This is a genomic window from Streptomyces sp. NPDC015345 (assembly GCF_043078805.1).
Classification (GTDB): domain Bacteria; phylum Actinomycetota; class Actinomycetes; order Streptomycetales; family Streptomycetaceae; genus Streptomyces.
The window spans coordinates 590,431-610,897 of the sequence record NZ_JBIBTX010000002.1 but is presented as its reverse complement, the minus strand read 5'-3'; the positions used below and the strand labels follow the sequence as shown (position 1 = coordinate 610,897).

Below are 20,467 nucleotides of genomic sequence, written 5' to 3'. Positions count from 1 at the left end.
AGACCATGCCGAAGATCGTCGACCATGCCGAACGCCGCGCCATGATCATCGAGGGGCTGGTGCGCCTGGCGGGCCGCTCGGGGCTCCACGCGGTGACGATGCGGTCGGTGGCGGCCGAGGCCGGGGTCTCGCTCCGCGTGGTGCAGTACTACTTCGAGAGCAAGGCCGAGCTGATGCACGCGGCGCTGCGGTACCTGGAGGAGCGCAGCGGCGCGCGCTGGGCGGCACGCCTCGCACGGCTGCCGAGCCCCACGAGCACGCGTACGTACGTCGAGGCGCTGCTCGCCGAATCGCTGCCCACGACCGAGCAGAGCCGCGACTTCCGCCTCGTCTGGACCTCGTACGCGGTGCTGGCGATGACCGACCCGGAACTGGCCGCGAAGCCGTTCGTCGAAGGACCCAACCGCTTCGAACAGCAGCTGGCCGACGTGCTGGGCCGGGCCCAGGCCGGGGGTGAGCTGGCCCCGGGCCTCGACGTGTCCGCCGAGGCCGCGCGCCTGCTCAGCCTGAACCACGGCCTCGGCACCAGCGTGCTGGTCGGCCAGCGCACCGCCGAGGCCGCGCTGGAGGTGCTCGGATACCACCTGGACAGCGTCTTCGGCCCGCCCGAGCGGCGGGACGGCACCGGGGCGCGGGAGGGGGGCGCGCATGTCCGCTGACGGGTCGTCGCCCCGGAGCTTTCCCTTCACGCCGGTCGAACGCCTGGAGGAGGAGGCGTTGTTCACGGCCCTGCGCGAGCGGGAGCCCATCTGCCGGGTGCGCCTGCCCTACGGCGGCCCCGCCTGGCTCGTCACGCGCTACGACGACGTCAGGACGGTGCTGAGCGACCCCCGGTTCAGCCGCGCCGCCACGGCCCGCCCCGACGCCCCGCGCCTCCAGCCGGCCCCCGCGAGCGAGGGGCTCCTGATGTCGCTGGACCCACCCGAGCACACCCGGCCCCGCAGGGCCGTGGCCCGCGCGTTCACCGTGCGCGGGGCCGAGGCACTGCGGCCCGCCACCGAGGCGATCGCGGCGAGCCTGCTCGACGGCATGGCGTCCGCGGGAGCCCCGGCGGACCTGGTGCGGTGCTTCGCCCTGCCGCTGCCGGTCCGGGTGATCTGCACGCTGCTCGGGGTGCCCGAGGCCGACCAGCCGCAACTCCTGCGCTGGTCGGACGCGCTGCTGACGACGGCGGACGGCGGGGAGCGGGCCGTGGCCGCCGCCACCGGGGAGCTGACCGAGTACCTGCTCGCTCTCGTGGAGCGGCGGCGGAGCGAACCCTCCGATGATCTCCTCGGGCAGCTGGTGCGCGGACACGACGCCGGCGACGGACGGCTCCGTGAGGACGAGATGGTGGCCCTCGCGCGGGATCTGCTGGTCGCCGGACACGAGACGACGGCGGCCCAGATCGCCAACTTCACCTACGTCCTGCTCCACCATCGCGGCCACTGGGACGAGCTGTGCGCGCACCCGGAGCTGATGGCGTCGGCGGTGGAGGAACTGCTGCGGTACGTGCCCCTCGGGTCCGGGGCGTTCCGGTCCCGGGTCGCCACCGAGGAGGTGGAGCTGTGCGGGGTGCGAGTCCGGCCCGGAGAGGCCGTGTTCGCCCCGACGGTCTCCGCCAACAGGGACCCCCGGGCCTTCGAGGCGCCCGCCCGCCTCGACCTCGGGCGGCGGCGCAACGCACACCTCGCCTTCGGCTTCGGCCCGCACCACTGCCTGGGCGCGCAGCTGGCCCGTATGGAGCTGCGCGTCGCCATGAGCGCGCTGCTCGCCCGCTTCCCGGGCCTGCGCCTGGCGGCCGACGAGGCGGGCATCGAGTGGCGGACCGGGCTTCAGGTGCGCGGGCCGCGGCGCCTGCCCGTGCGCTGGTGAACACGAGGCACGCTTGCTCCCGCCTTGCGCACCCCTGGATCACGTGGCGACACATTGCCGTGAGACGCACGCGGACCGAGAACCTGCAACCGGTCCTCGGCGCAACTCACCGGTCCTCACCGCAACTCAAAGGACGCAACGTGACATTCGTCGTAGAGTCCGGGGAACGTGTCCGGCTCCATCAGCTCGAGAACATCGTCAAGCAGCGCGTTCCCGTCGACCTGGCCGCCCCGGTCCGTGCGCGGGTCCGCTCCTCCCGCGAGGTCCTGGAGAAGTTCGTCGACGACGAGCGGGTCATCTACGGGGTCAACACGAGCATGGGCGGCTTCGTCGACCATCTCGTCCCGGTGTCGCAGGCCCGGCGGCTCCAGGAGAACCTGATCAACGCGGTCGCCACCAACGTCGGGGAGTACCTCGACGACACCACGGTCCGGGCGATCATGCTGTCGCGGATCGTCTCCCTGGCCCGCGGCAACTCCGCGGTCACACCCGCGAACCTGGACACGCTCGTGGCGGTGCTCAACTCCGGGATCGTGCCCTGCGTACCGCAGAAGGGGTCCCTGGGCACCAGCGGTGACCTCGGGCCGCTCGCCGCGATCGCGCTGGTCTGTGCCGGACAGTGGAGGGCCAGGCTCGGCGGCCGTACGCTCCCCGGCGCCGAGGCCCTCGCCGAGGCGGGCATCGAGCCGATGGTGCTCGGCTACAAGGACGGTCTCGCGCTGATCAACGGCACCTCCGGGATGGTCGGTCTGGGCGCCATGGTCCATGGCGCGGCGCAACGCCTCGTGGACACCTACCAGTTGATCTCCGCCCTGTCCGTCGAGGGCCTGGCGGGCATGACGAAGCCCTTCGACCCCCGGGTGCACACCGTCAAGCCGCACAAGGGGCAGCGGGCCATCGCCCGCAGGCTCTGGGAAGGACTCGCCGATTCCCGGCTCGCGGTCAACGAGCTGGAGACCGAGCAGACGCTCGCCGGGGAGATGGGCACCTCGGCCAAGGCGGCCTCGCTGGCGATCGAGGACGCGTACTCCATCCGCTGCACGCCGCAGGTGCTCGGCCCGGTCGTGGACTGCCTCGCCCGGATCGGCGAGACCCTGGAGGACGAGCTCAACTCCTCCAACGACAACCCGATCGTCCTGCCCGAAGAGGCCGAGGTGTTCCACAACGGCCACTTCCACGGGCAGTACGTCTCCATGGCCATGGACCACCTGTCGATCGCGCTGACCACGGTGACGAACCTGGCCAACCGGCGGGTGGACCGGTTCCTCGACAAGAGCAACAGCAACGGGCTCCCCGCGTTCCTGTGCGACACCGATCCGGGGCTGCGGCTCGGGCTGATGGGCGGCCAGTTCATGACGGCCTCGCTCACCGCGGAGACCCGGGCCCTCACCGTCCCGATGTCCGTGCAGTCGCTCACCAGCACCGCCGACTTCCAGGACATCGTGTCCTTCGGGTTCGTCGCCGCGCGGCGGGCGCGCGAGGTGCTGACCAACACGGCCTACGTGGTGGCCTTCGAGCTGCTGTGCGCCTGCCAGGCGGTCGACATCCGCGGCGCGGACAAGCTGTCCTCCTGGACCAGGCCGCTGTACGAACGGACCCGCGAGATCGTGCCGTTCCTCGATCACGACGAGACCATCACGGACTACGTGGAGGCGCTCGCCGCGGACCTGCTGACCGGCGAAGGGAGTGGCCATGGCGACCACCACCGCGGCTGAACAGCGCCTGCTCGGCCTGGTGCGCGAGTGGAGCGCCGCCGAACTCGCGGGCGACTGGGCGGCGTTGGGCGACCTGCTCACCGGCGACTTCGTGGGAGTCGGGCCGCAGGGCTATCTGCGCACGCGGGAGCAGTGGCTGGCGCGCTACAGCTCCGGGGCGGTGCGCACCACCTCCTTCACGGTGGACGAGGTGCGGGTGCGCCTCTACGGCGACACCGCCGTCCTCATCGCGGCCCAGACCCAGCGGAGCACCAACAAGGGTGACAACGCCGACGGCGCCTTCCGCTTCACCCTCATCGCCGTACGGGAAGAAGGGCGCTGGCGGCTGGCGGGCCTGCACGTCAGCCCGAACGCCGCGGCGGCGGCCGCGCCCTGACCCACTTGTCATCGCGCCCTCGCGCCCTCGCGCCCGCCGCCCGCGCCGGTCAGGCGCGGGCGGCGCCGCCGTGCCCGCGCCGGTCGGACGACGGTCAGGCCACGGTGCGGTCGAGGCCCCAAGCGCGCAGCTCGAAGCGGCGTACCTTGCCCGTGGCGGTCTTGGGCAGTTCGCCGACGAACTCGACGGCGTGCGGGAACTGGTAGCGCTGGAGACGCTCCTTGCACCAGTGGCGCAGCTGGTCGGCGAGGTCGTCGGCCCCCTCCGGGTACGTGCCGGGCGCGGCGTCCAGCGGCACGACGAACGCCTTGACGCGGTTGAGTCCGTCCGGCTGCGGCACCCCGACGACCGCCGCCTCCAGGACCCGCGGATGGTCCAGGAGCACGTCCTCGATCTCGGTGGGCGCCACCCACAGCCCGCCGATCTTGATCATGTCGTCGTCGCGTCCCTCGAACCAGTGGTAGCCGTCCTCGTCGACCCGGTAGCGGTCCCCGGTGCGGTACCACTCGCCTTGCAGACAGGCCCGCGTGCTCTCCTGGCGGTGCCAGTAGCGCGCCAGGGTGCTCGGTCCGCGTACGTACATCTCCCCGCGCCCGGCGCCGCGCGGGGTGCGGCCTTCGCTGTCCACGAGCTTGATCTCGTATCCCGGTACGGCCTTGCCCGAGGAGCCGGGCCGTTCGGCGCCCGGGGTGTTGCTGCAGTAGATGTGCAGCATCTCGGTGGAGCCGACGCCGTCGAGGATGGCCAGCCCGTGCGTGTCGTGCCAGGCGTGCCACACGGTCGCCGGCAGCGGTTCGGCGGCGGAGACGCACAGCCGTACGGACGACAGGTCCCGCCGCCGCGCCTGTGGGGTGCGCAGCATGGCGCTGTAGAGCGTCGGCACGGAGAAGAACAGCGTGGGGCGGAACCGCTCGACGGTGTCAAGGACCGCCTCGGGAGTGGGCCTGCCGCGCATCAGGACGGCCGAACCCCCGTACCACAGCGGGAAGGTGAGCCCGTTGCCGAGACCGTACGCGTGGAAGAGCTTGGTCGAGGAGAAATGCAGGTCCTGCTGGGTGGCTCCGAGCACCTGGCCCGCGTACCGCCGGCAGGTGGCCACGGCGTCGCGCTGGAGATGGACCACGCCCTTGGGCCGTCCGGTCGACCCGGAGCTGTAGAGCCAGAACGCCACGTCCTCGCCGTGGGTGTCCAGCGCCGGCAGCTCCCCGTCATGGGCGTCGAGCAGCTCGGGCAGGCAGAGGGCCGCATCGCCCCGCTCCGCGCCCGCCGCCTCGATCACCCGGACACCCGAGCGCCCGAGCGCCGCCGAGAGCGCCTCGCCGAGGCCGGCCTCGGCCACGACGGCCTTCGCATAGCTGTCCTCGGCGAAGAAGCGGAAGTCGCCGATGCGGGAGCGCGGATTGACCGGGACCGGCACGGCCCCCACGCGGAGCGCTCCGAGGAAGGCGGTGACGAAGTCCGGTGAGTCGTCCAGGGCCAGCAGGACGCGTTCCTCGCGCCGTACGCCGAGCGCGCGCAGCGCACGGCCCATCGCGCACATGCGCCGGAACACGTCGGCGTAGGTGACCTGTTCGTCCCCGCAGTGGAAGGCGGTGCGCTCGCCTCGGCCGACGTCGAGGTTCCTGTCGACGAGCGTGGAGAGGTTAAAACGCGCCAAGGGCATGGAGGCTCCTCACGGGTAGGCGGCGTGCACGAGGCCCCGGGCCGGAGAGGGAGGGGTCTCCCGCGGGCCCGGGGCGGCAGTGCGGTCCCCGGCGCCTAGGGCCTGTCTGACAATTCGCGTCGTCGCCCGGAGGGCGGCCTCGCGGCGTCAGGTGCGTGCTCTCGGCGTGCCGGGCGTAGGGCCTCGTACTGGATGTACTTGGCTCTGCGCCCGGTGCGGCGAGAGTGCGTGCATGGCGTCGCGAGGCAGGCGGGAATTGTCAGACAGGCCCTAGCGCGGGGCGGGGGCGATGTTCGCGTTGAGGCGGAAGAGGTTGGCGGGGTCGTACTCGGCCTTGAGCGCCTGGAGCCGGGCGAACTTGGCGCGCCCGTAGGAGTCCTCGGTCCGGCCGGCCTCCCCCGGGTTCATGAAGTTGACGTATCCGCCCCGGGACAGGTGGGGGCCGAAGGCCTCGAAGCCCTGGCGGGCCCAGCGGATGTGCTGCTCGTCCTCGGTGGGCTTCATCCAGGCCGAGGCGAGGTTGATGACGAAGGGCGAGCGGCGGTTGGCGTAGGCCGTCGCCTCGTCCGGGACCCGCGCCACCGCGCCCGCCAGATAGAGCAGTTCGAGCTGGGAGAAGGGCGAGGTGAGGCGTGAGGCATGAGAAAGGGCGACGTCGATGGCGTCCTCGGTCAGCTCCGTCATGTACCCGCTCTTGGTGTAGATGCGGTCGGGTACGACGGCGCCGGGGAAGGAGTACGCCTGAAGCGCCCGGTAGGGCAGCGTCGCCTTGGTCAGACCGTACGGTTTGCCGCAGGTGAGGAAGGTCTCGAGCTGCCGCTCGCCCTCGTGCGGGTCGCCCACCCAGCAGCCCATGGCGCAGATGACGGGCTTGCCCCGCAGGTCTTCGGGCAGCTCGGGCAGGGGCGGGGCCAGCCGCAGGTAGCACTCCCACGACAGCTCGTCCGGGGCCTTCGCCATGTGGTCCCGCCAGGCGCGCAGCACGTGCCGTCCCTCGTCGAGGGAGAAGTAGGCGCTGGCGAAGCGGACGGGGCCCACCTCGTGGAGCGCGAACTCGAACTCCGTCACCACGCCGAAGTTGCCGCCGCCCCCGCGCAGCCCCCAGAACAGCTCGGTGTTCTCCGTGTCGGAGGCGGTCAGCACGCGGCCGTCGGCGGTGATCACCTCCGCCCGCACGAGGTTGTCGATCGAGAGGCCGTACTTGCGGCTCAGCCAGCCGAAGCCGCCGCCGAGCACCAGGCCGCCGAGGCCGGTGTGGGACACCACGCCGGCCGGGGTCGCCAGCATGTGGGCCTGCGTCGCGGTGTCGAAGGCGCCGAGGAGGCAGCCGCCCTGGACCCGCGCGCGGCGCCGGGCGCGGCTCACCCTGACCGCGCTCATGGGCGAGAGGTCGATGACGATGCCGCCGTCACAGGTCGAGTGCCCGGCCATGCTGTGCCCGCCGCCGCGCACGGCGACCAGCAGGCCTTGGGTGCGGGCGAAGCCGACGGCGGCCACGACGTCGTCCGTGCCCGTGCAACGGGCGATGAGCGCGGGGTGCTTGTCGATGGTGCCGTTCCAGATGCGGCGGCCTTCTTCGTAGTCGGTGTCACCGGGCAGGATCAGCTCCCCGCGGAACGCCCGCCGGAATGCGGCGAGGGCCGCGTCGTCGATCGTCGTGGACGGCATGTCTGTGGACGGCATGTCTTGGGTGTCCTCCTGGGCTCGTCCCCGCGCTCGGCGGGAGGGGTCCGGTGTCAGCCGAGCGGGACCGGTGTGCGGGACGCGTGTCCGTGCGCCCGCAGCTGGTCCACGGTGGCGGTGAACGTGTGCAGGTCGGCGCCGGGGTGCTCGCGGCGGGGCGGCAGGGTGGGCAGGGCCAGTGAGCGCCCGGTGGCCACGGCGCGGGTGCGCCTGGCCAGCGCGGTCAGGCTCTGCCCTGGCCCTGCCTCGACGAGCAGATGGTCGCCGCGGGCCAGCAGCCGCTGGAGGGCGGGACCGAACAGCACGGGTTCGGCGGGCTGCTCCCTCCAGAACTCCTCGTCGGCCGCGGTGGCGTCGGCAAGGATGTCTCCGGTGCGGGCGGAGTGGACGGGGATGCGCGGCGCCCGCGGTCGCAGCCGTGCCTCGCGGGGCCCGCTCTCCTCGGCCACGGTGCGCATGACGGGGCTGTGGAACGGCTGGAGCGCCCGCGCCCGGGCGCAGGTGAACCCGTCCTCGCGCAGCCTCTGTTCCACGTCGTGCAGCGCGGGGTCGGGGCCGGCGAGCAGGAGTTGGCGCGGGCCGTTCTCGGCACCGACCACCACGTCGTCCGTCAGGTACGGGGCGAGGCGCTCCCGCGTGGCGGCGACGGCCAGCATTCCGCCGCGCGGCGCCCTGCCGTAGATCGTCACGAACTCGCGCAGATGGCGAAGGCCGCTCTCGAAGTCGAAGACCCCGGCGAGGGTCGCCGCGGCGAGTTCCCCGACGCTGTGGCCCAGCAGGACGTCGGGCCGGACCCCGGCCTCCAGGAGCAGCGTGCCCATGGCGTAGTCGATCGCGTACAGGAGGGGCTGCGCTCGGGAGATGTCGTCGTACGAGGAGGACGGCGCCGTGGCGAGCCAGTCGTCCCGGATGGCCCGGCCCGACGCGCCGAACGCGTCAAAGGCCTGGTCCATGATTTCGGTGAAGCGCGGCGAGACGCCGTACAGGTCCGCGCCCATGCGCGGATGCTGGGCGCCCTGGCCGGGGAAGAGCAGCGCGACCTTCCTGGTGGTCGGTTCCGGCGTCATGACGCGTCAGTCCGCGGCCGTCGCCGTAGGGCGGGCCGTCGTCCTGATGTGGTCCAGGACGGCCCGCGCGGACTTCAGCTCCCGGATGACGTCCTCCGGGATGTCGATGCCGTGACGGTGCTTGAGCTGCGCGGAGGTCTCCAGCAGCACCAGCGAGTCGTAGCCGAGCTCCTCGAAGGGGCGGTCGGCGAAGTCCTCACCGGCGGACTCCTCGGGCTCTTCCCCGGCACATTCGGCGAGTATCAGACGGAGCTCTTCGAGGCTGATCATGGGGTGTCCTTTCGGGCGGGGGGGGTCGGGGGGGGGGGTGATTCGATGCCGGGCGGACCGGCCGCGGGTGGCTCGGCGCCGGGCGGCGCCGGGGGCATCGGTGCCGAGCGGGGCGATCGAGGTCAGGGCATCGCCTCGGCTATGAGCGCCGTGTTGAAGCCGCCCGCACCTCGGGCCAGTACGAGGACCGACGCGATGTCGCAGGGGCGTGGCTCCGTCAGGACCAGGTCGATGTCGTAGTCGTCGACGACGCTGTCGACGTGTACGGCCGGTGGGATGACGCCGTCCCGCATGGCGAGCAGTCCGTACACCACGTCGAGGGGGCCGGCGCCCGCCATGAGCCGTCCCACCATGGTCTTGGGGGCGCAGACCGGGACCGCGCGGGGGCCGAACACCGCGCGGAGCGCGGCGGCTTCCTCGGCGTCCAGGGCGGCCGTCCCCGCGGCGTCCGCGACGACCAGGTCGATCTGGTCCGGCCGCAGCCGCGCGTCCGCGAGGGCCGCGTCGATCGCCCTCCGCAGCCCGCCGGGGCGCCCCGAGGCGGGCGGCGGGTCGAAGGTCGCCGCGTACCCGGTGATCCGCCCGTACGGTGAGCGGCCGGTGCGCCCGCGCGCGGCGCCCGCGTCCTCCAGCGTGAGGATCGCCCCGCCCTCCCCCGGCACGTAGCCGTTGGCCCGGGGGTCGAACGGGAGGTACGCCTCGGTCCTGTCCCGCGCCTGGCTGACCGCGCCGGACGCCAGGTGTGACACCCAGCCCCATGGGTCGAACGAGGACTCGACGCCGCCGGTCAGCATCAGCCGGGCCCGGCCCCGGCGCAGTACGCGGCGCGCGTGGCCGATCGCGTCGAGGCCGCCCGCCTGCTCGGCGACGAGGACGCCGCCGGGGCCGCGCATGTTGTTGCGGATCGAGATCTGCCCGGTGTTGACCGCGTAGAACCAGGCGAAGCACTGGTACACGCTGACGTGGTCGGGCCCCTGGGTCCACAGCTTCCGCATCTCGCGGTGCGAGAACTCGAAGCCTCCCGTCGCGTTGGAGGTGACGACGCCGCAGGTGAACTCGTCCAGCTCCGCCATCGTCACCTCGGCGTCGGCGAGGGCCCAGTCCGCGGCGACGAGCGCGAGCCGCGTGACCCGGTCGGTCTGCGGCATGAGCCGTCCCGGCAGGTGCTCCCGGGGGGCGAAGTCCCGGATGCGGCCCGCGAGGCGGGCGGAGTACGCGCTCGCGTCGTACTCCTGTGGTTCGCCGATGCCGCAGGTGCCCTCAAGGGTGGCCTTCCAGAAGTCGTCGGTGCCCAAGCCGTTGGGTGCCACCACCCCGAGGCCGGTAACGACCGTGTCGCTGCTCATCCGCGCCTCCTCGGCCGCTTCTCCAGGAGCATCGCGCTCTGGAATCCGCCGAAGCCGCTGCCCACCGTGAGCACGGCGTCGAGCCGCTTGTCCCGCGCGTGCAGCGGAACGTAGTCCAGGTCGCACTCCGGGTCGCTCTCGTGCAGGTTCGCCGTAGGGGGCACGGTGTCGTGACGCATCGCCAGCGCGCACGTGGCGACCTCGATGGCGCCGATCGCGCCCAGCGAGTGCCCGATCATCGACTTGATCGAGCTCACCGGGATGTCGTACGCGTGCCCGCCGAGGCTCCTCTTGATGGCCCCGGTCTCGTGGCGGTCGTTCTGCTGGGTCCCCGAGCCGTGGGCGTTGACGTAGTCGACCTCGGTGGGGTCGGTGCGCGCCTCGGCCAGCGCCGCGTCGATCGCGCGGGACATCTCCGTGCCGTGCGGGGTCAGGCCGGTCATGTGGTACGCGTTGGAGTGCGAGGCGTAGCCGGTGATCTCACCGTAGATGTCGGCGCCGCGGCGCTCGGCCCGCTCGCGCTCCTCGAGGACGAGCATCGCCGCTCCTTCCGCGATCGCGAAGCCGTCGCGCGTCCGGTCGAAGGGCCGGGCCGCGTTCTCCGGGGTGTCGTTGCGGCGGGTGGTCGCCGCGATGGCGTCGAAGCAGGCGACGGCGATCGGTGTGATCGGGGCGTCCGTCGCCCCGGCCACCATGACGTCCGTGCTGCCTTCCTGGATCAGCTGGTAGGCGTGCCCGATCGCGTCGATGCCCGAGGTGCAGCCGGCGGACACGACCGAGACCGGGCCCTCGGCGCCCACCGCCCAGGCCGTCTCGCGGGCCATGGAGCCCGGGACGAAGTAGTCGAAGAGGTGCGGTGACCCGTACTTCTCGTCGACGAGCCACTCCCGGCCCTCGTCGGAGAGGACGACGTACTCCCTTTCGATGCTGGTGGCCGAGCCCACCGCGGTTCCGACGGTGACGCCCAGCCGGCCCGGGTCGGTGTCCTCGCCCGCGTGGATGCCCGCCTCGGCCGCGGCGCGCCGGGCGCAGGCCACGGAGAACAGGCTCGCCCGGTCGAGCCGCCGTATCTCCCTGCGGCTGAACCCCGCCGCCGACGGGTCGAAGTCGATCTCCCCGGCCACTTGTGAACGGAAGGCCGCGGGATCGAATGCCGTGATTCTGCGTATCGCACTCCTGCCTTCCGTGATCATTTCCCAGAAGCCCGCGGTGTCCGCCGAGCCCGGTGCGAGAACGCTCAGACCAGTAATGACAACTTGTCGGCTCACGGTGGGAGACCCTGCCGGGGCCCGCTAGAGCCGTGATCCAGGCGGGATCCGGCGCAGAGCAAGGCGGTGCACGCCGCCCACCGCACGCACACCACCCGCCACCCGCCGCTCACCGCTCACCGCTCACCGCTCAAGGGCGGCACGAGCGCCACTGGACCGCCGCTGCATCGCCCGCGCCGACCCTGGCCCCATGCCTACATCAGCCGAACACAGCCCCAGGGACGTCGCCCTGGTCACCGGTGGCACGAGCGGCATCGGGTTCGCCATCGCCCGCGCCCTGCTGGCGGACGGCCTCACCGTGGTCGTCGTCGGACGCGACCCGGGCAGGCTCCACTTCGCGCTCTCCTCGCTGCGCGCCGAGGACGACGCCTTCGAGGTCGCCGGGTACACCTGCGACGTACGCGACCGGGAGGCCGTACAGGCCATGGTCAAGGAGGTCGTGCGGGACCACGGCGCCCCGCGGGTGCTGGTCAACAACGCCGGCCGCGGGGGCGGCGGCCCCACCGCGGAGCTCTCCGACGACCTGTGGCTCGACGTCATCGACACCAACCTCCACAGCGTCTTCTGGGTGACCCGCGCGGTGGTCAACGCCAGCGAGCCGATCAGGCGTCCCGGTGGGCGCATCATCAACATCGCCTCCACGGGCGGCAAGCAGGGCGTCCCCTTCGGCGCCCCCTACTCCGCGTCCAAGGCCGGGGTCATCGGGTTCACGAAGGCCTTGGCGAAGGAGTACGCGGCCACCGGGCCGACCGTGAACGCGGTGTGCCCCGGCTATGTGGAGACGCCCATGGCGCAGGACATCCGCAAGAGCTACGCGCGGCTCACCCACGTCAGCGAGGAGCAGGTGCTCGCGGACTTCGAGGCGAAGATCCCGCTCGGCCGCTACTCGACGCCCGAGGAGGTCGCCGCGATGGTGCGCTACCTCGTCGGCCCGGCGGCCGGCTCGGTGACGGCCCAGGCGCTGAACGTCTGCGGCGGACTCGGCAGCCACTGATCTCCACGACCGCAAGGGGTATGGACATATGACCGTTCAGGTACCGGCATCGTCTCTCTCGCCTGGCGAGGAGTTCGAGGGCCAGCCCTACTACGAGGAGCGGCGCCTGAGGCTGTACGACGCCGTGGTGGTGAAGGCGTCGAACCGCCTGCTGTGGCGCTGTCCCAAGGCGCGCCTGCTGGGGCACTACAACTCCTGGATCAGCTCCTCCCATCTGGAGGTGGGCCCGGGGTCCGGCTACTACCTCGACCACTGCCGTTTCCCGACGGCCGATCCCGACATCACCCTGCTGGACCTCAATGCGGACCCGCTGCGGTTCGTGGCCCAGCGGTTGAGCCGCTACGCGCCGCGCACCCGGCAGGCGGACGTGCTCGAACCGCTGCCGGACTTCGGCGGGCCGGGCTTCTCCTCGATCGCCTTCAACTACGTGCTGCACTGCGTGCCGAACCCTCCGCAGGGCAAGCAGCTGGTCTTCAAGCACCTGCGGCAGGCCCTGGCGCCGGGGGGTGTGCTGTTCGGCAGCACCGTCCTGACGCGCGGTGTCCCCCACACCCCGGTCTCGCGGGCGTTCAACCGGCTCTACCAGCGCCAGGGTTCGTTCCACAACCAGCTGGACAGCGTGCCGATGCTGCACGACGCGCTGGAGCGGTACTTCGACTGGCACTGGCTCGAAGTCAGGGGCAGCGTCGCCCTGTTCGTGGCGAAGGCGTCCCCGGACGGCGCTGACGGCCGGGGCGGCTCCGTGCGCAACGCCCCGGGTGGCGGAGGCGGGTGCCCATGACGTCCGGGGTGGCGTATCAGGACGTGGGGATCCCGCTCGGCGGGCTGTGGTCCTCGCCGTTCGTGAAGTGGGGAGGCTCTCTCGCCGCGGTCTCCGGCCTCGACCTCGCCGTCCGCGTCACCGACAGGGCGCTGACGGAGCGGAGCATCGACCGGGGCGAGGTGGACGGTCTGGTCCTGGGCTGGACGGTCCCGCAGCCCGCCATCTTCTACGGCGCCCCGACCGTCGCCACCCGCCTCGGCCTGCCGGGCGTCTCGGGGCCGATGGTCAGCCAGGCGTGTGCGACGTCGGTGGCCGCCCTGCACCTGGCCGCGGGCACGGTCGCCGGCGGCGCGGGTCCGCAGCTGGTGGTGACGGCGGACCGTACGAGCAACGGGCCCCGGCTGACCTGGCCGGTGCCGGGCGCGGGGCGGGAGCCCGTGGCGGAGGACTGGGTCAAGGACAGCTTCGCGCGTGATCCCTGTACCGGCGAGAACATGCTGGCCACCGCGGAGACGGTGGCGGCGGAGTGCGGATTCACGCGGCGCGACGCGGACGCGCTGGCCGTCCTGCGCTCGCAGCAGTACGCGGCGGCCCTCGCCGACGACCGGGCCTTCCAGCGGCGGTACATGGTCGACGCAGCCGTCACCCCGGCCGACGACGGGGAGCCGGTGGTCGTCTCGGCCGACGAAGGGGTGCGGCCGGTGGAGCCCGGCCGGGCGGGGCGGCTGCCCGCGGCCCGGCCGGGCGGTGTCCACACGGCCGCCTCCCAGACCCACCCGGCGGACGGCTCGGCGGGCGCGCTGGTCACCACGGCCCGGCGGGCGAGGGACCTGTCCGGCGGCGAAGGGTACGTACGCCTGCTGGCGGCCGGTTTCGCGCGGGTGGCGCCGCTGCACATGCCGCAGGCGCTGGTGCCCGCGGCGCGGGCGGCGCTGAAGGCGGCGGGCCGGGAGATCACGGACGTCGACGCGATCACGACGCACAACCCCTTCGCGGTCAACGACCTCTACTTCGCCCGCGAGACGGGGGTGGCGCCGGAGGCCATGAACGCGTACGGCAGCAGTCTCGTCTTCGGCCATCCGCAGGGCCCGACGGGGATGCGTTCCGTCGCCGAACTCGTCGAGGAGCTGCGGCTGCGCGGTGGTGGCGTCGGGCTGTTCACGGGCTGCGCGGCCGGGGACACGGCGGCGGCGCTGGTCGTCGAGGTCACCGGCTGACACGCCTGCCCCGTCCAGGGGCACGAGGCAATGATGTGGCCTCCGCCGACTCCGGCGGAGGCCGCACTCCTGCTACCGGCGGGCGTCCCGCGCCGCGAGGAACCGTTCGATGCCCGCTCGCGCGCTGCCGGTGTCCTCGGTGTGCCGCACGGCCCGCGTCTCCCGCCCGAGGGCGGCCTCGACCAGGTCCGGCGAGGGGCGCAGCAGGGCGAGATGGGCGGCGGTGGCCGCGCCGGTCCTGCCCCATCGGCGTACGAGGCGGATCGCGGCCGGCACCAGTTCGTCCGGCGCCACGACATCGTCCAACAGGCCGATGTCCAGGGCCTGTTGGGCGTCGACACGTGCACTGCCCAGGACGAGCCGCAGCGCTTCTGCCGCGCCCACCAGGCGCGGCAGAAGGACGCTGGCCGCGTTGGTGACGGTCAGGCCGATGCCGTTCTCCGGGAAGTGGTACGCGGCCTCCGGGGTCCCGAGCCGGGCGTCGAAGCAGAGCGTCATCTCACCGGCGCCGCCGACGGCCACGCCGTTGAGTGCGGCGACGGTCGGGACGCGCGTCCGCAGTGCCGCGCGGGTGATGTCGTGGAACAGTTCGGCCTCGAGGACCATCCCGTTCGGCGGGGTCGCGGCGGCCTCGCGCAGGTCCTCCCCCGCCGAGAAGGCCCGCCCTGTGCCCGTGAGGACGACGCCGCACACCTGTCGGCCGTCGCCGAAGTGCCGCAGCAGGGCGGCGAGTTCGCGGCGCATGTCCCCGGTGAGGGCGTTCAGTTTCTCCGGCCGGTCCAGGGTGACCACGGCCACGCGGTCGCGTACGGATACGTCGATGTGGCCGGACCGGGGCTCCCAAGCCGTCATGGAGCGCCTCCCTTTCGTGTCGGTGGTCACGCCCACGCGTCGCGGGCGGCGTCGAAGGAGCCCGCGCGCTGGTCCCGTGCCGGCTCCAGCAGCTTCCGCTTCTGGATGCGCGCCGAGGGCGTCATCGGGAAGGCGTCGACGAACTCCAGATAGGCGGGCACCTTGAACCGTGCGAGGCGCCGACGGGCGTGGTCGAGCACGCTCGTGGCCGTCGCGGCGTCGGGAACGCGGCCTGGCCGCAGCTGCACGAAGGCCTTCGGCAGCTCCTCGAAGAGCGGGTCGGGGATGGCGACGACGGCTGCGGCCAGCACGGCGGAGTGGTCCTCCAGTACGGCCTCCACCTCGGCGGACGAGATGTTCTCGCCGCCCCTTCGGATCATGTCCTTGAGGCGTCCCGCGTGGTGGATGTATCCGGCCTCGTCACGGAAGCCCAGGTCCCCGGTGTGGAACCGGCCGCCCCTGAACGCCCGTGCGGTCGCCTCCGGGTGGTTCCAGTAGCCGTCCATCATCGGTTTGCCCCGGACGACGATCTCACCGGCCTCGCCGGTCGGCAGCTGACTGCCCGCGCCGTCGACGACCAGTACCTCCTTGCCCTGGGGAGGCAGCCCCATGGCGCCGCTGCCGACGGTCTCGGCGGCGTACGGCGGGACGAACAGGTCGAGTCCGCTCTCGGTCGAGCCGTAGACCTCCCGCCACGGCGCGCCCCAGCGCTCCTCGAAATCGCGGTGCCGTTCCCGGGCGATCCCCGAACAGAGCACCAGGCGCATGGAGTTGTCGCGGTCCAGCGGATGCCGCGGCTGCTTGGACATCAGCAGGGGCATCGTGCCCAGTACGTAGGTCAGCGTCGCCCCGTGTTCGCGTACGGCGCCCCAGAAGCCGGAGGCGGAGAACCGCGGGAGCACGACGAGGGGCACGCCGCCCATCAGGCACATCAGCGCGTTCCACTGCGGGTCCATGTAGGAGAAGGCCTGTGCGGTCAGGACGACGTCGTCGGCGTGGAGTTCGGCGGCCAGCGCCATCAGCCAGGCGGTCCTGAGCCAGTAGTCGTGGGAGAGCATGCAGGCCTTGGGGAAGCCCGTCGTCCCCGAGGTGTACTGGAGGTTGGCCAGGTGCGAGGGCGCCACGCGGACACCGGGGTCGTCGGGCCGGGTGCCGGCGAGTTCCGCGGCGAGGCCGCCCAGGGTGCGCACCTCGGTGAGGGTGCCGATGTCCGCCGCCACGGCCCGCATCAGTCCGGCGCACTCCTCCGAGGCGAGCGCGAGGACGCTGCCGGAGTCCGTCAGCACATGTCTGAGGTCCGCTTCGCCGCAGCGCGCGTTGACGGGTACGGCGATGGCCCCGGCCCTGGTCACGGCGAGCCAGCTCAGCGGCCATCCGGGCACGTTGCCCATCATGATCGCCACGCGGTCACCGGGGCGCACGCCGTGCGCCATGAGGACGCGGGCCAACCGCCCGGTGTACGCGTCCACTTCGGCGAAGCTCAGGGACTTCCCTGCGAAGCGCAGGAACTCCCAGTCGCCGTAGCGGTCGGCGGAGTCGCGCAGCAGCTCGCCGATGGTGTTCCAGGGCGGCTGCGCGGCTGCGCGTGCGCGGTCGAAAAGCACCGCGCCTGCGATGGGTGACGGGCTCACGGGAATACGCCTTCCGTCGCTCGAAAGGCCTGGCGGGCGGCAGGCCTCGGTTGTCCGGCACTGCATCACGCGGCGGTCGAAAGCCGAGCAAGCGCGCCTGGACCGGGCGGCGAGATCCGCCCTGTACCGCCGCTCGACCGTGCGGTGCGACGGTCACCGGGACAGCAGCCGGAATCTGGCTTCGAGGGGAGCAGGCGGCATGACAGCAGTGGAGGGTTCGGCGGGCCACATCGACACGACCGCGCTGTACGTGGAGCTCCAGCAGTTCTATGGACGCCATATGCGCGCCATGGACGAGGGCCGCGTGGCGGACTGGACGGGTGACTTCACCGAGGACGCCGTCTTCAGGACCAACGCCCGCCCCGACCCGCAGACGGGCCGCGCCGCGATCGCGGACGGGGCAGCGGTGGCGGCGCGCAAGCTGATGGAGCAGGGGGTGCTGCGGCGGCACTGCGTGAGCGCCCTGGAGGTAGGGGCGGGGCCCGACGGGACGGTGGTCGCCAGGACCTACGCGCAGCTCGTCAGGACTCCCCGGGACGGCGCTTCGGTCCTGGAGCTGTTCTGCACGTGCGAGGACGTCTTCGTGCGCGAGGAGGGCCGGCTGCGCATCAGGCACCGCCAGGTGTACCGCGACGACCTCCCGAAGGACTGACTCGGGGCGGCCGCGCGGTACGAGCGGCGTGGGCTCCGGCTCAGCTGCCCACGGTCGCGGGCCGCTCCGGTCTGCTGAGCCGTGGGTCGGCGGCGAGGATCGACCGCTGCAACCGCTGGAGTTCCGCGGAGGGCTCCAGCCCCAGGTCCTCGACGAGCGCGCGGCGGAGCCGGTTGAAGACCTCGAGGGCGCGTGGGCGGCTGCCGCACCGGTAGAGGGCCAGCATCAACTGGCGGTGGAAATTCTCGTGTTGCGGGTGCCGGGACGCCAGTCCGCTCAGTTCGCCGAGGAGTTCATGGTGCTTTCCGAGGGCGAGTTCCGCCTCGATGCGGATTTCCAGGGAACCGGTCCTTGCCGCTTCCAGCCGCACGATTTCCGCCTGGAGATGACAGCCGGGACGGATATCCGCCAGCGCGGGTCCCGCGAAGAGCTTTTCGGCCGAGCGGAGGCATTTCGCGGCGTTCTCATGGTCACCGGCGGCGAATGCGCGCCGCCCGCGGTCCACGAGGTCCTCATAGCGGTGGAGATCCAATTCGCCGGGGCCGACGTGGAAGACGTAACCGTTCGGCGTGGTGGCGAGTATTTCCTTGGGGGAATCCTCGGGGAGCAGATGGGCGAGAAGCCTGCGCAGCTGGAATACGTAGGTCTGCAAAGTGCTGACGGCGGTGGCGGGCGGGTGCTCATCCCAGAGTTCTTCGATGAGGGTGGGCAGGGTGACCAGATGATTGGCGTTGACCAGAAGGAGGGTCAGCACCTGTTTGGTCTTCGCGGCGCTCGGCGTGACGCGCTGTCCGCCGGCGGCGAGTGACACGTGTCCGAGGACGTCGATTTCCATGGAACTCCTGATGAGAGGGGCCAATTGGGCCTGACAGTCGAAGAGGTCTGTCAGCGCTCTGTCAGTGCAGGGGTTCTTGTCAATCTTTCGAGCAATATGAACAACTTCAGCACACCGCCGATCACTTGGTGAAGGCGGTCCAGCGGTCAGCTCGGTCAGATCGGTCAGGCCGGTCAGATTTACCGGCCCGGGGTTTGGACCGGGCCCGCCGTGGGGAGCAGCCGTGCCGGTTGAATTCAGTTGAATGCAAAAACACCTGGTCCGCGCCGCATCGACTACTTGCACACCCCATGTGTCCCTGATCACAGATTGACCGCATTTCCTCATGGGCAGGGCCCTTGAGGCACAGAAACCTGAACGGGGGAGCACCGCACGCGGCCCCTTGCGTGGGTCCGCCCCCACCCCCCACCTGAACCTGTCGGCGTTCGCACCTCTGCCGAGCGCCTTGAGACCAAGGTCTGCGATCGATGAGTGATGCATCGGTGTTAGCGAGATGTCTGTCCCGACTGGCCTGGTCACCCGAGCGACTCGCTCGCGAGATCAACTACCTGTGCGGGCCGGGGACCATCAGCAGCAAGGCGCCGTACAACTGGCTCCGCGGCTCCTGCCCGCGGCGCCAGCTCCCCCACGTGGTGGCGAAGATCCTCTCCGAGCGGCTGGGGGAACCCGTCGAGGTGGAGACGATCTGGCCCCAGCACTTCCCGGCCGGCTCCCGCCGCGCGAAGCCGGCGCTCCCACGCTCCCCGGACGGTCCGACGCCGCCTCAGGTATCGGGACGGCAGCTGGTCTCGACGGCCGTGGACTGGCTGGTGGCCGAGGGCCCCGCCGCGCCGTCGCGCTCCCGCGGCGAGGAGGTCACCCCGCTCGACCTCGACGTCCTGGGCGCCCGCATCCGCCAGCTGCGCCGCCTGGACGACGACCGCGGCGGACACCTCGTCCTGGACTGGACGAGACAGGACCTGCGGTGGGCGAGGCGGTTGACGGCCGAGTACGCCTACGACACCGATGTCGGCGCCCGGCTCCACCGGGCCGTGGCCGAACTCGGCCAGCTGGCCGGGTGGCTGGCCGCCGACCTCGGCCTGGAGCGGGAGAGCAGGGCCCACTTCCTGCGGGCGCTCCAGGCGGCCCGGACCGCGGGCGACCGCGGGCTCGGGGCGTACATCGTGTCCTGCATGAGCTACCGGGCCGTGTGGGCCGGGCAGGGCCATGACGCGCTGCGCCTGATCCGCATCGCCCGCAAGGGGGCTGCCGAGGGGGCGTCCGGCATCCGGCAGGCGCTGCTCGCCACCCGCGAGGCCAGGGCGCACGCGGCGCTCGGCGATCAGGCGAGCTGTCAGCGCGCGCTGGACCACGCGGCGGAGCTCAGCCAGTACGACGGCGGCGAGGGCGAGCCCTGGGCGTACTGGCTGTCGCCCGGCGTCATCGTGGCCGACGCCGGGCGGGCCTGGCTCGAACTGGGGCGGCCCGAGCGCGCGGAGTGGCACCTGCGGCGCGGCCTGGAGATGTTCGGCGACCAGCAGCCGCGCAACAGGCTGCTGCACTGGGCCTCGCTGGCCGAGGCGCGGCTGGCCCGCAGAGACGTCGACGGCGCGGCCACGGCGGCGATGGGCGCCCTGGACCTGGCCGAGAGAATCACCTCCCTGCGGGCCACGACCCGGCTCGCGGGGCTGCGCCGACGACTCGTCGGCCTCGACAGCGCACCGGCCCGGCACGTGGTCCAGCGCATGGACCATTTGCTCGGCCCGGCCGAACTCCGCCGCGCGAGCTGACCACCGAGCACCGCGCGGTATGCATGTGACGCACGGGCCCCGCCCACCCCACCGACGACCCTGAGCCCCGACAACACACCAGCCCCACACGTCGTCCAGCCCATGGACCACCTGCTCGCCCCAGCCGAGCTCCGCCGCGCGAGCTGACCACCGAGCACCGCACGGTATGCATGTGACGCACGGGCCCCGCCCGCCCCACCGACGACTCCGGACCTCGACAGCACACCAGCCCGGCAAGTTCGCCCAACCCACGGCCCACCTACGCGCACCCGCCAAACTCCGCCAAACTCCGCCAAACGAGCTGACCACCGAGTACCGCACCGTAAACATGCGACACACAGGACCCCGCCACCCCACCGACAACCCTGAGCCCCGACAAACACACCAGCCCCACACGTCGTCCAGCCCATGGACCACCTGCTGGCCCCGGCCCGACTTCCAACTCCGCCACGCGAGCTGACCACCCCCGAGACCGCCCGCACCACCCCGCCGACCCCACAAACCGCCACACG

18 protein-coding genes are annotated in these 20,467 nt (G+C 72.2%); 9 read left to right on the top strand and 9 right to left on the bottom strand.

Annotation, left to right across the window (positions count from 1 at the left end):
* The first annotated feature begins 5 nt into the window (after positions 1–5).
* The 4 genes from ACF062_RS08975 to ACF062_RS08960 all read left to right on the top strand — a co-directional run bounded on the left by ACF062_RS08975 (position 6) and on the right by ACF062_RS08960 (position 3,945).
* Positions 6–659 carry a TetR/AcrR family transcriptional regulator gene (locus tag ACF062_RS08975; RefSeq protein ID WP_392137095.1) on the top strand — a complete coding sequence of 218 codons (654 nt, stop codon included), beginning with the start codon at positions 6–8 and terminating at the stop codon, positions 657–659.
* Positions 649–1,854 carry a cytochrome P450 gene (locus tag ACF062_RS08970; protein ID WP_392137094.1) on the top strand — a complete coding sequence of 402 codons (1,206 nt, stop codon included), beginning with the start codon at positions 649–651 and terminating at the stop codon, positions 1,852–1,854. The genes ACF062_RS08975 and ACF062_RS08970 overlap by 11 nt, the downstream gene beginning before the upstream one ends.
* A gap of 140 nt (positions 1,855–1,994) precedes the next feature.
* Complete coding sequence (locus tag ACF062_RS08965; protein WP_356571769.1) at positions 1,995–3,569, top strand: phenylalanine aminomutase (D-beta-phenylalanine forming); 1,575 nt, start codon at positions 1,995–1,997, stop codon at positions 3,567–3,569.
* Entirely contained in the window at positions 3,547–3,945 is a 399-nt protein-coding gene (locus tag ACF062_RS08960; RefSeq protein WP_392137093.1) for a nuclear transport factor 2 family protein, read from the top strand. Before ACF062_RS08965 ends, ACF062_RS08960 begins: the two co-directional genes overlap by 23 nt.
* 94 nt (positions 3,946–4,039) lie before the next feature.
* Here ACF062_RS08960 and ACF062_RS08955 read toward each other — a convergent pair whose 3' ends face one another.
* From ACF062_RS08955 to ACF062_RS08930, 6 genes are all read right to left on the bottom strand, one after another.
* Positions 4,040–5,608, bottom strand: coding sequence for a benzoate-CoA ligase family protein (locus ACF062_RS08955; RefSeq protein WP_392137092.1), 1,569 nt, complete (start codon positions 5,606–5,608; stop codon positions 4,040–4,042).
* 270 nt (positions 5,609–5,878) lie between these two features.
* The gene (locus ACF062_RS08950; protein ID WP_392137091.1) at positions 5,879–7,291 is read right to left on the bottom strand and encodes an FAD-binding oxidoreductase; all 1,413 of its coding nucleotides are present in this window, start codon (positions 7,289–7,291) and stop codon (positions 5,879–5,881) included.
* 53 nt (positions 7,292–7,344) lie between these two features.
* Positions 7,345–8,358, bottom strand: coding sequence for an acyltransferase domain-containing protein (locus ACF062_RS08945; RefSeq protein ID WP_392137090.1), 1,014 nt, complete (start codon positions 8,356–8,358; stop codon positions 7,345–7,347).
* A gap of 6 nt (positions 8,359–8,364) precedes the next feature.
* Positions 8,365–8,628, bottom strand: coding sequence for an acyl carrier protein (locus ACF062_RS08940; RefSeq protein WP_356571779.1), 264 nt, complete (start codon positions 8,626–8,628; stop codon positions 8,365–8,367).
* Between the two features lie 122 nt (positions 8,629–8,750).
* Complete coding sequence (locus ACF062_RS08935; protein WP_392137089.1) at positions 8,751–9,974, bottom strand: ketosynthase chain-length factor; 1,224 nt, start codon at positions 9,972–9,974, stop codon at positions 8,751–8,753.
* Entirely contained in the window at positions 9,971–11,242 is a 1,272-nt protein-coding gene (locus ACF062_RS08930; protein WP_392137088.1) for a beta-ketoacyl-[acyl-carrier-protein] synthase family protein, read from the bottom strand. The genes ACF062_RS08935 and ACF062_RS08930 overlap by 4 nt, the downstream gene beginning before the upstream one ends.
* 190 nt (positions 11,243–11,432) lie before the next feature.
* Here ACF062_RS08930 and ACF062_RS08925 point away from each other — a divergent pair, with 190 nt between their 5' ends.
* From ACF062_RS08925 to ACF062_RS08915, 3 genes are read left to right on the top strand one after another with little or no spacing between them, the layout of a single operon-like run.
* Positions 11,433–12,236 (top strand): SDR family NAD(P)-dependent oxidoreductase, encoded by an 804-nt coding sequence (locus ACF062_RS08925; protein WP_392137087.1) that lies wholly within the window; start codon positions 11,433–11,435, stop codon positions 12,234–12,236.
* A gap of 28 nt (positions 12,237–12,264) precedes the next feature.
* Complete coding sequence (locus tag ACF062_RS08920) at positions 12,265–13,017, top strand: class I SAM-dependent methyltransferase (protein WP_392137086.1); 753 nt, start codon at positions 12,265–12,267, stop codon at positions 13,015–13,017.
* The gene (locus ACF062_RS08915) at positions 13,014–14,216 is read left to right on the top strand and encodes a thiolase family protein (protein ID WP_392137085.1); all 1,203 of its coding nucleotides are present in this window, start codon (positions 13,014–13,016) and stop codon (positions 14,214–14,216) included. The genes ACF062_RS08920 and ACF062_RS08915 overlap by 4 nt, the downstream gene beginning before the upstream one ends.
* A 72-nt stretch (positions 14,217–14,288) precedes the next feature.
* On the opposite strand, the gene ACF062_RS08910 is transcribed toward ACF062_RS08915, so the two are convergent.
* Positions 14,289–15,068, bottom strand: coding sequence for an enoyl-CoA hydratase/isomerase family protein (locus ACF062_RS08910; RefSeq protein ID WP_392137084.1), 780 nt, complete (start codon positions 15,066–15,068; stop codon positions 14,289–14,291).
* A gap of 26 nt (positions 15,069–15,094) precedes the next feature.
* A complete protein-coding gene (locus ACF062_RS08905) occupies positions 15,095–16,699 on the bottom strand; it encodes a class I adenylate-forming enzyme family protein (RefSeq protein ID WP_392137083.1) in 1,605 nt (534 codons plus the stop codon).
* 199 nt (positions 16,700–16,898) lie between these two features.
* Between ACF062_RS08905 and ACF062_RS08900 the strand changes: the two genes are divergently transcribed.
* The gene (locus ACF062_RS08900) at positions 16,899–17,351 is read left to right on the top strand and encodes a nuclear transport factor 2 family protein (RefSeq protein ID WP_392137082.1); all 453 of its coding nucleotides are present in this window, start codon (positions 16,899–16,901) and stop codon (positions 17,349–17,351) included.
* A 40-nt stretch (positions 17,352–17,391) separates the two neighbouring features.
* Here ACF062_RS08900 and ACF062_RS08895 read toward each other — a convergent pair whose 3' ends face one another.
* Positions 17,392–18,186: a BTAD domain-containing putative transcriptional regulator gene (locus ACF062_RS08895; protein ID WP_392137081.1), complete on the bottom strand. Its 795-nt coding sequence runs from the start codon at positions 18,184–18,186 to the stop codon at positions 17,392–17,394.
* A gap of 482 nt (positions 18,187–18,668) precedes the next feature.
* Here ACF062_RS08895 and ACF062_RS08890 point away from each other — a divergent pair, with 482 nt between their 5' ends.
* A complete protein-coding gene (locus tag ACF062_RS08890) occupies positions 18,669–19,955 on the top strand; it encodes a hypothetical protein (protein ID WP_392137080.1) in 1,287 nt (428 codons plus the stop codon).
* Positions 19,956–20,467 lie beyond the last annotated feature (512 nt).

Excerpts from the sequence above, each read along its gene's own strand:
- ACF062_RS08920 (WP_392137086.1), top strand. The coding sequence starts at position 12,265 with ATGACCGTTCAGGTACCGGCATCGTCTCTCTCGCCTGGCGAGGAGTTC.
- ACF062_RS08955 (WP_392137092.1), bottom strand. The coding sequence starts at position 5,608 with ATGCCCTTGGCGCGTTTTAACCTCTCCACGCTCGTCGACAGGAACCTC.
- ACF062_RS08910 (WP_392137084.1), bottom strand. The coding sequence starts at position 15,068 with ATGACGGCTTGGGAGCCCCGGTCCGGCCACATCGACGTATCCGTACGC.
- ACF062_RS08895 (WP_392137081.1), bottom strand. The coding sequence starts at position 18,186 with ATGGAAATCGACGTCCTCGGACACGTGTCACTCGCCGCCGGCGGACAG.
- ACF062_RS08960 (WP_392137093.1), top strand. The coding sequence starts at position 3,547 with ATGGCGACCACCACCGCGGCTGAACAGCGCCTGCTCGGCCTGGTGCGC.
- ACF062_RS08925 (WP_392137087.1), top strand. The coding sequence starts at position 11,433 with ATGCCTACATCAGCCGAACACAGCCCCAGGGACGTCGCCCTGGTCACC.
- ACF062_RS08950 (WP_392137091.1), bottom strand. The coding sequence starts at position 7,291 with ATGCCGTCCACAGACATGCCGTCCACGACGATCGACGACGCGGCCCTC.
- ACF062_RS08975 (WP_392137095.1), top strand. The coding sequence starts at position 6 with ATGCCGAAGATCGTCGACCATGCCGAACGCCGCGCCATGATCATCGAG.
- ACF062_RS08915 (WP_392137085.1), top strand. The coding sequence starts at position 13,014 with ATGACGTCCGGGGTGGCGTATCAGGACGTGGGGATCCCGCTCGGCGGG.
- ACF062_RS08940 (WP_356571779.1), bottom strand. The coding sequence starts at position 8,628 with ATGATCAGCCTCGAAGAGCTCCGTCTGATACTCGCCGAATGTGCCGGG.
- ACF062_RS08945 (WP_392137090.1), bottom strand. The coding sequence starts at position 8,358 with ATGACGCCGGAACCGACCACCAGGAAGGTCGCGCTGCTCTTCCCCGGC.
- ACF062_RS08900 (WP_392137082.1), top strand. The coding sequence starts at position 16,899 with ATGACAGCAGTGGAGGGTTCGGCGGGCCACATCGACACGACCGCGCTG.
- ACF062_RS08935 (WP_392137089.1), bottom strand. The coding sequence starts at position 9,974 with ATGAGCAGCGACACGGTCGTTACCGGCCTCGGGGTGGTGGCACCCAAC.
- ACF062_RS08970 (WP_392137094.1), top strand. The coding sequence starts at position 649 with ATGTCCGCTGACGGGTCGTCGCCCCGGAGCTTTCCCTTCACGCCGGTC.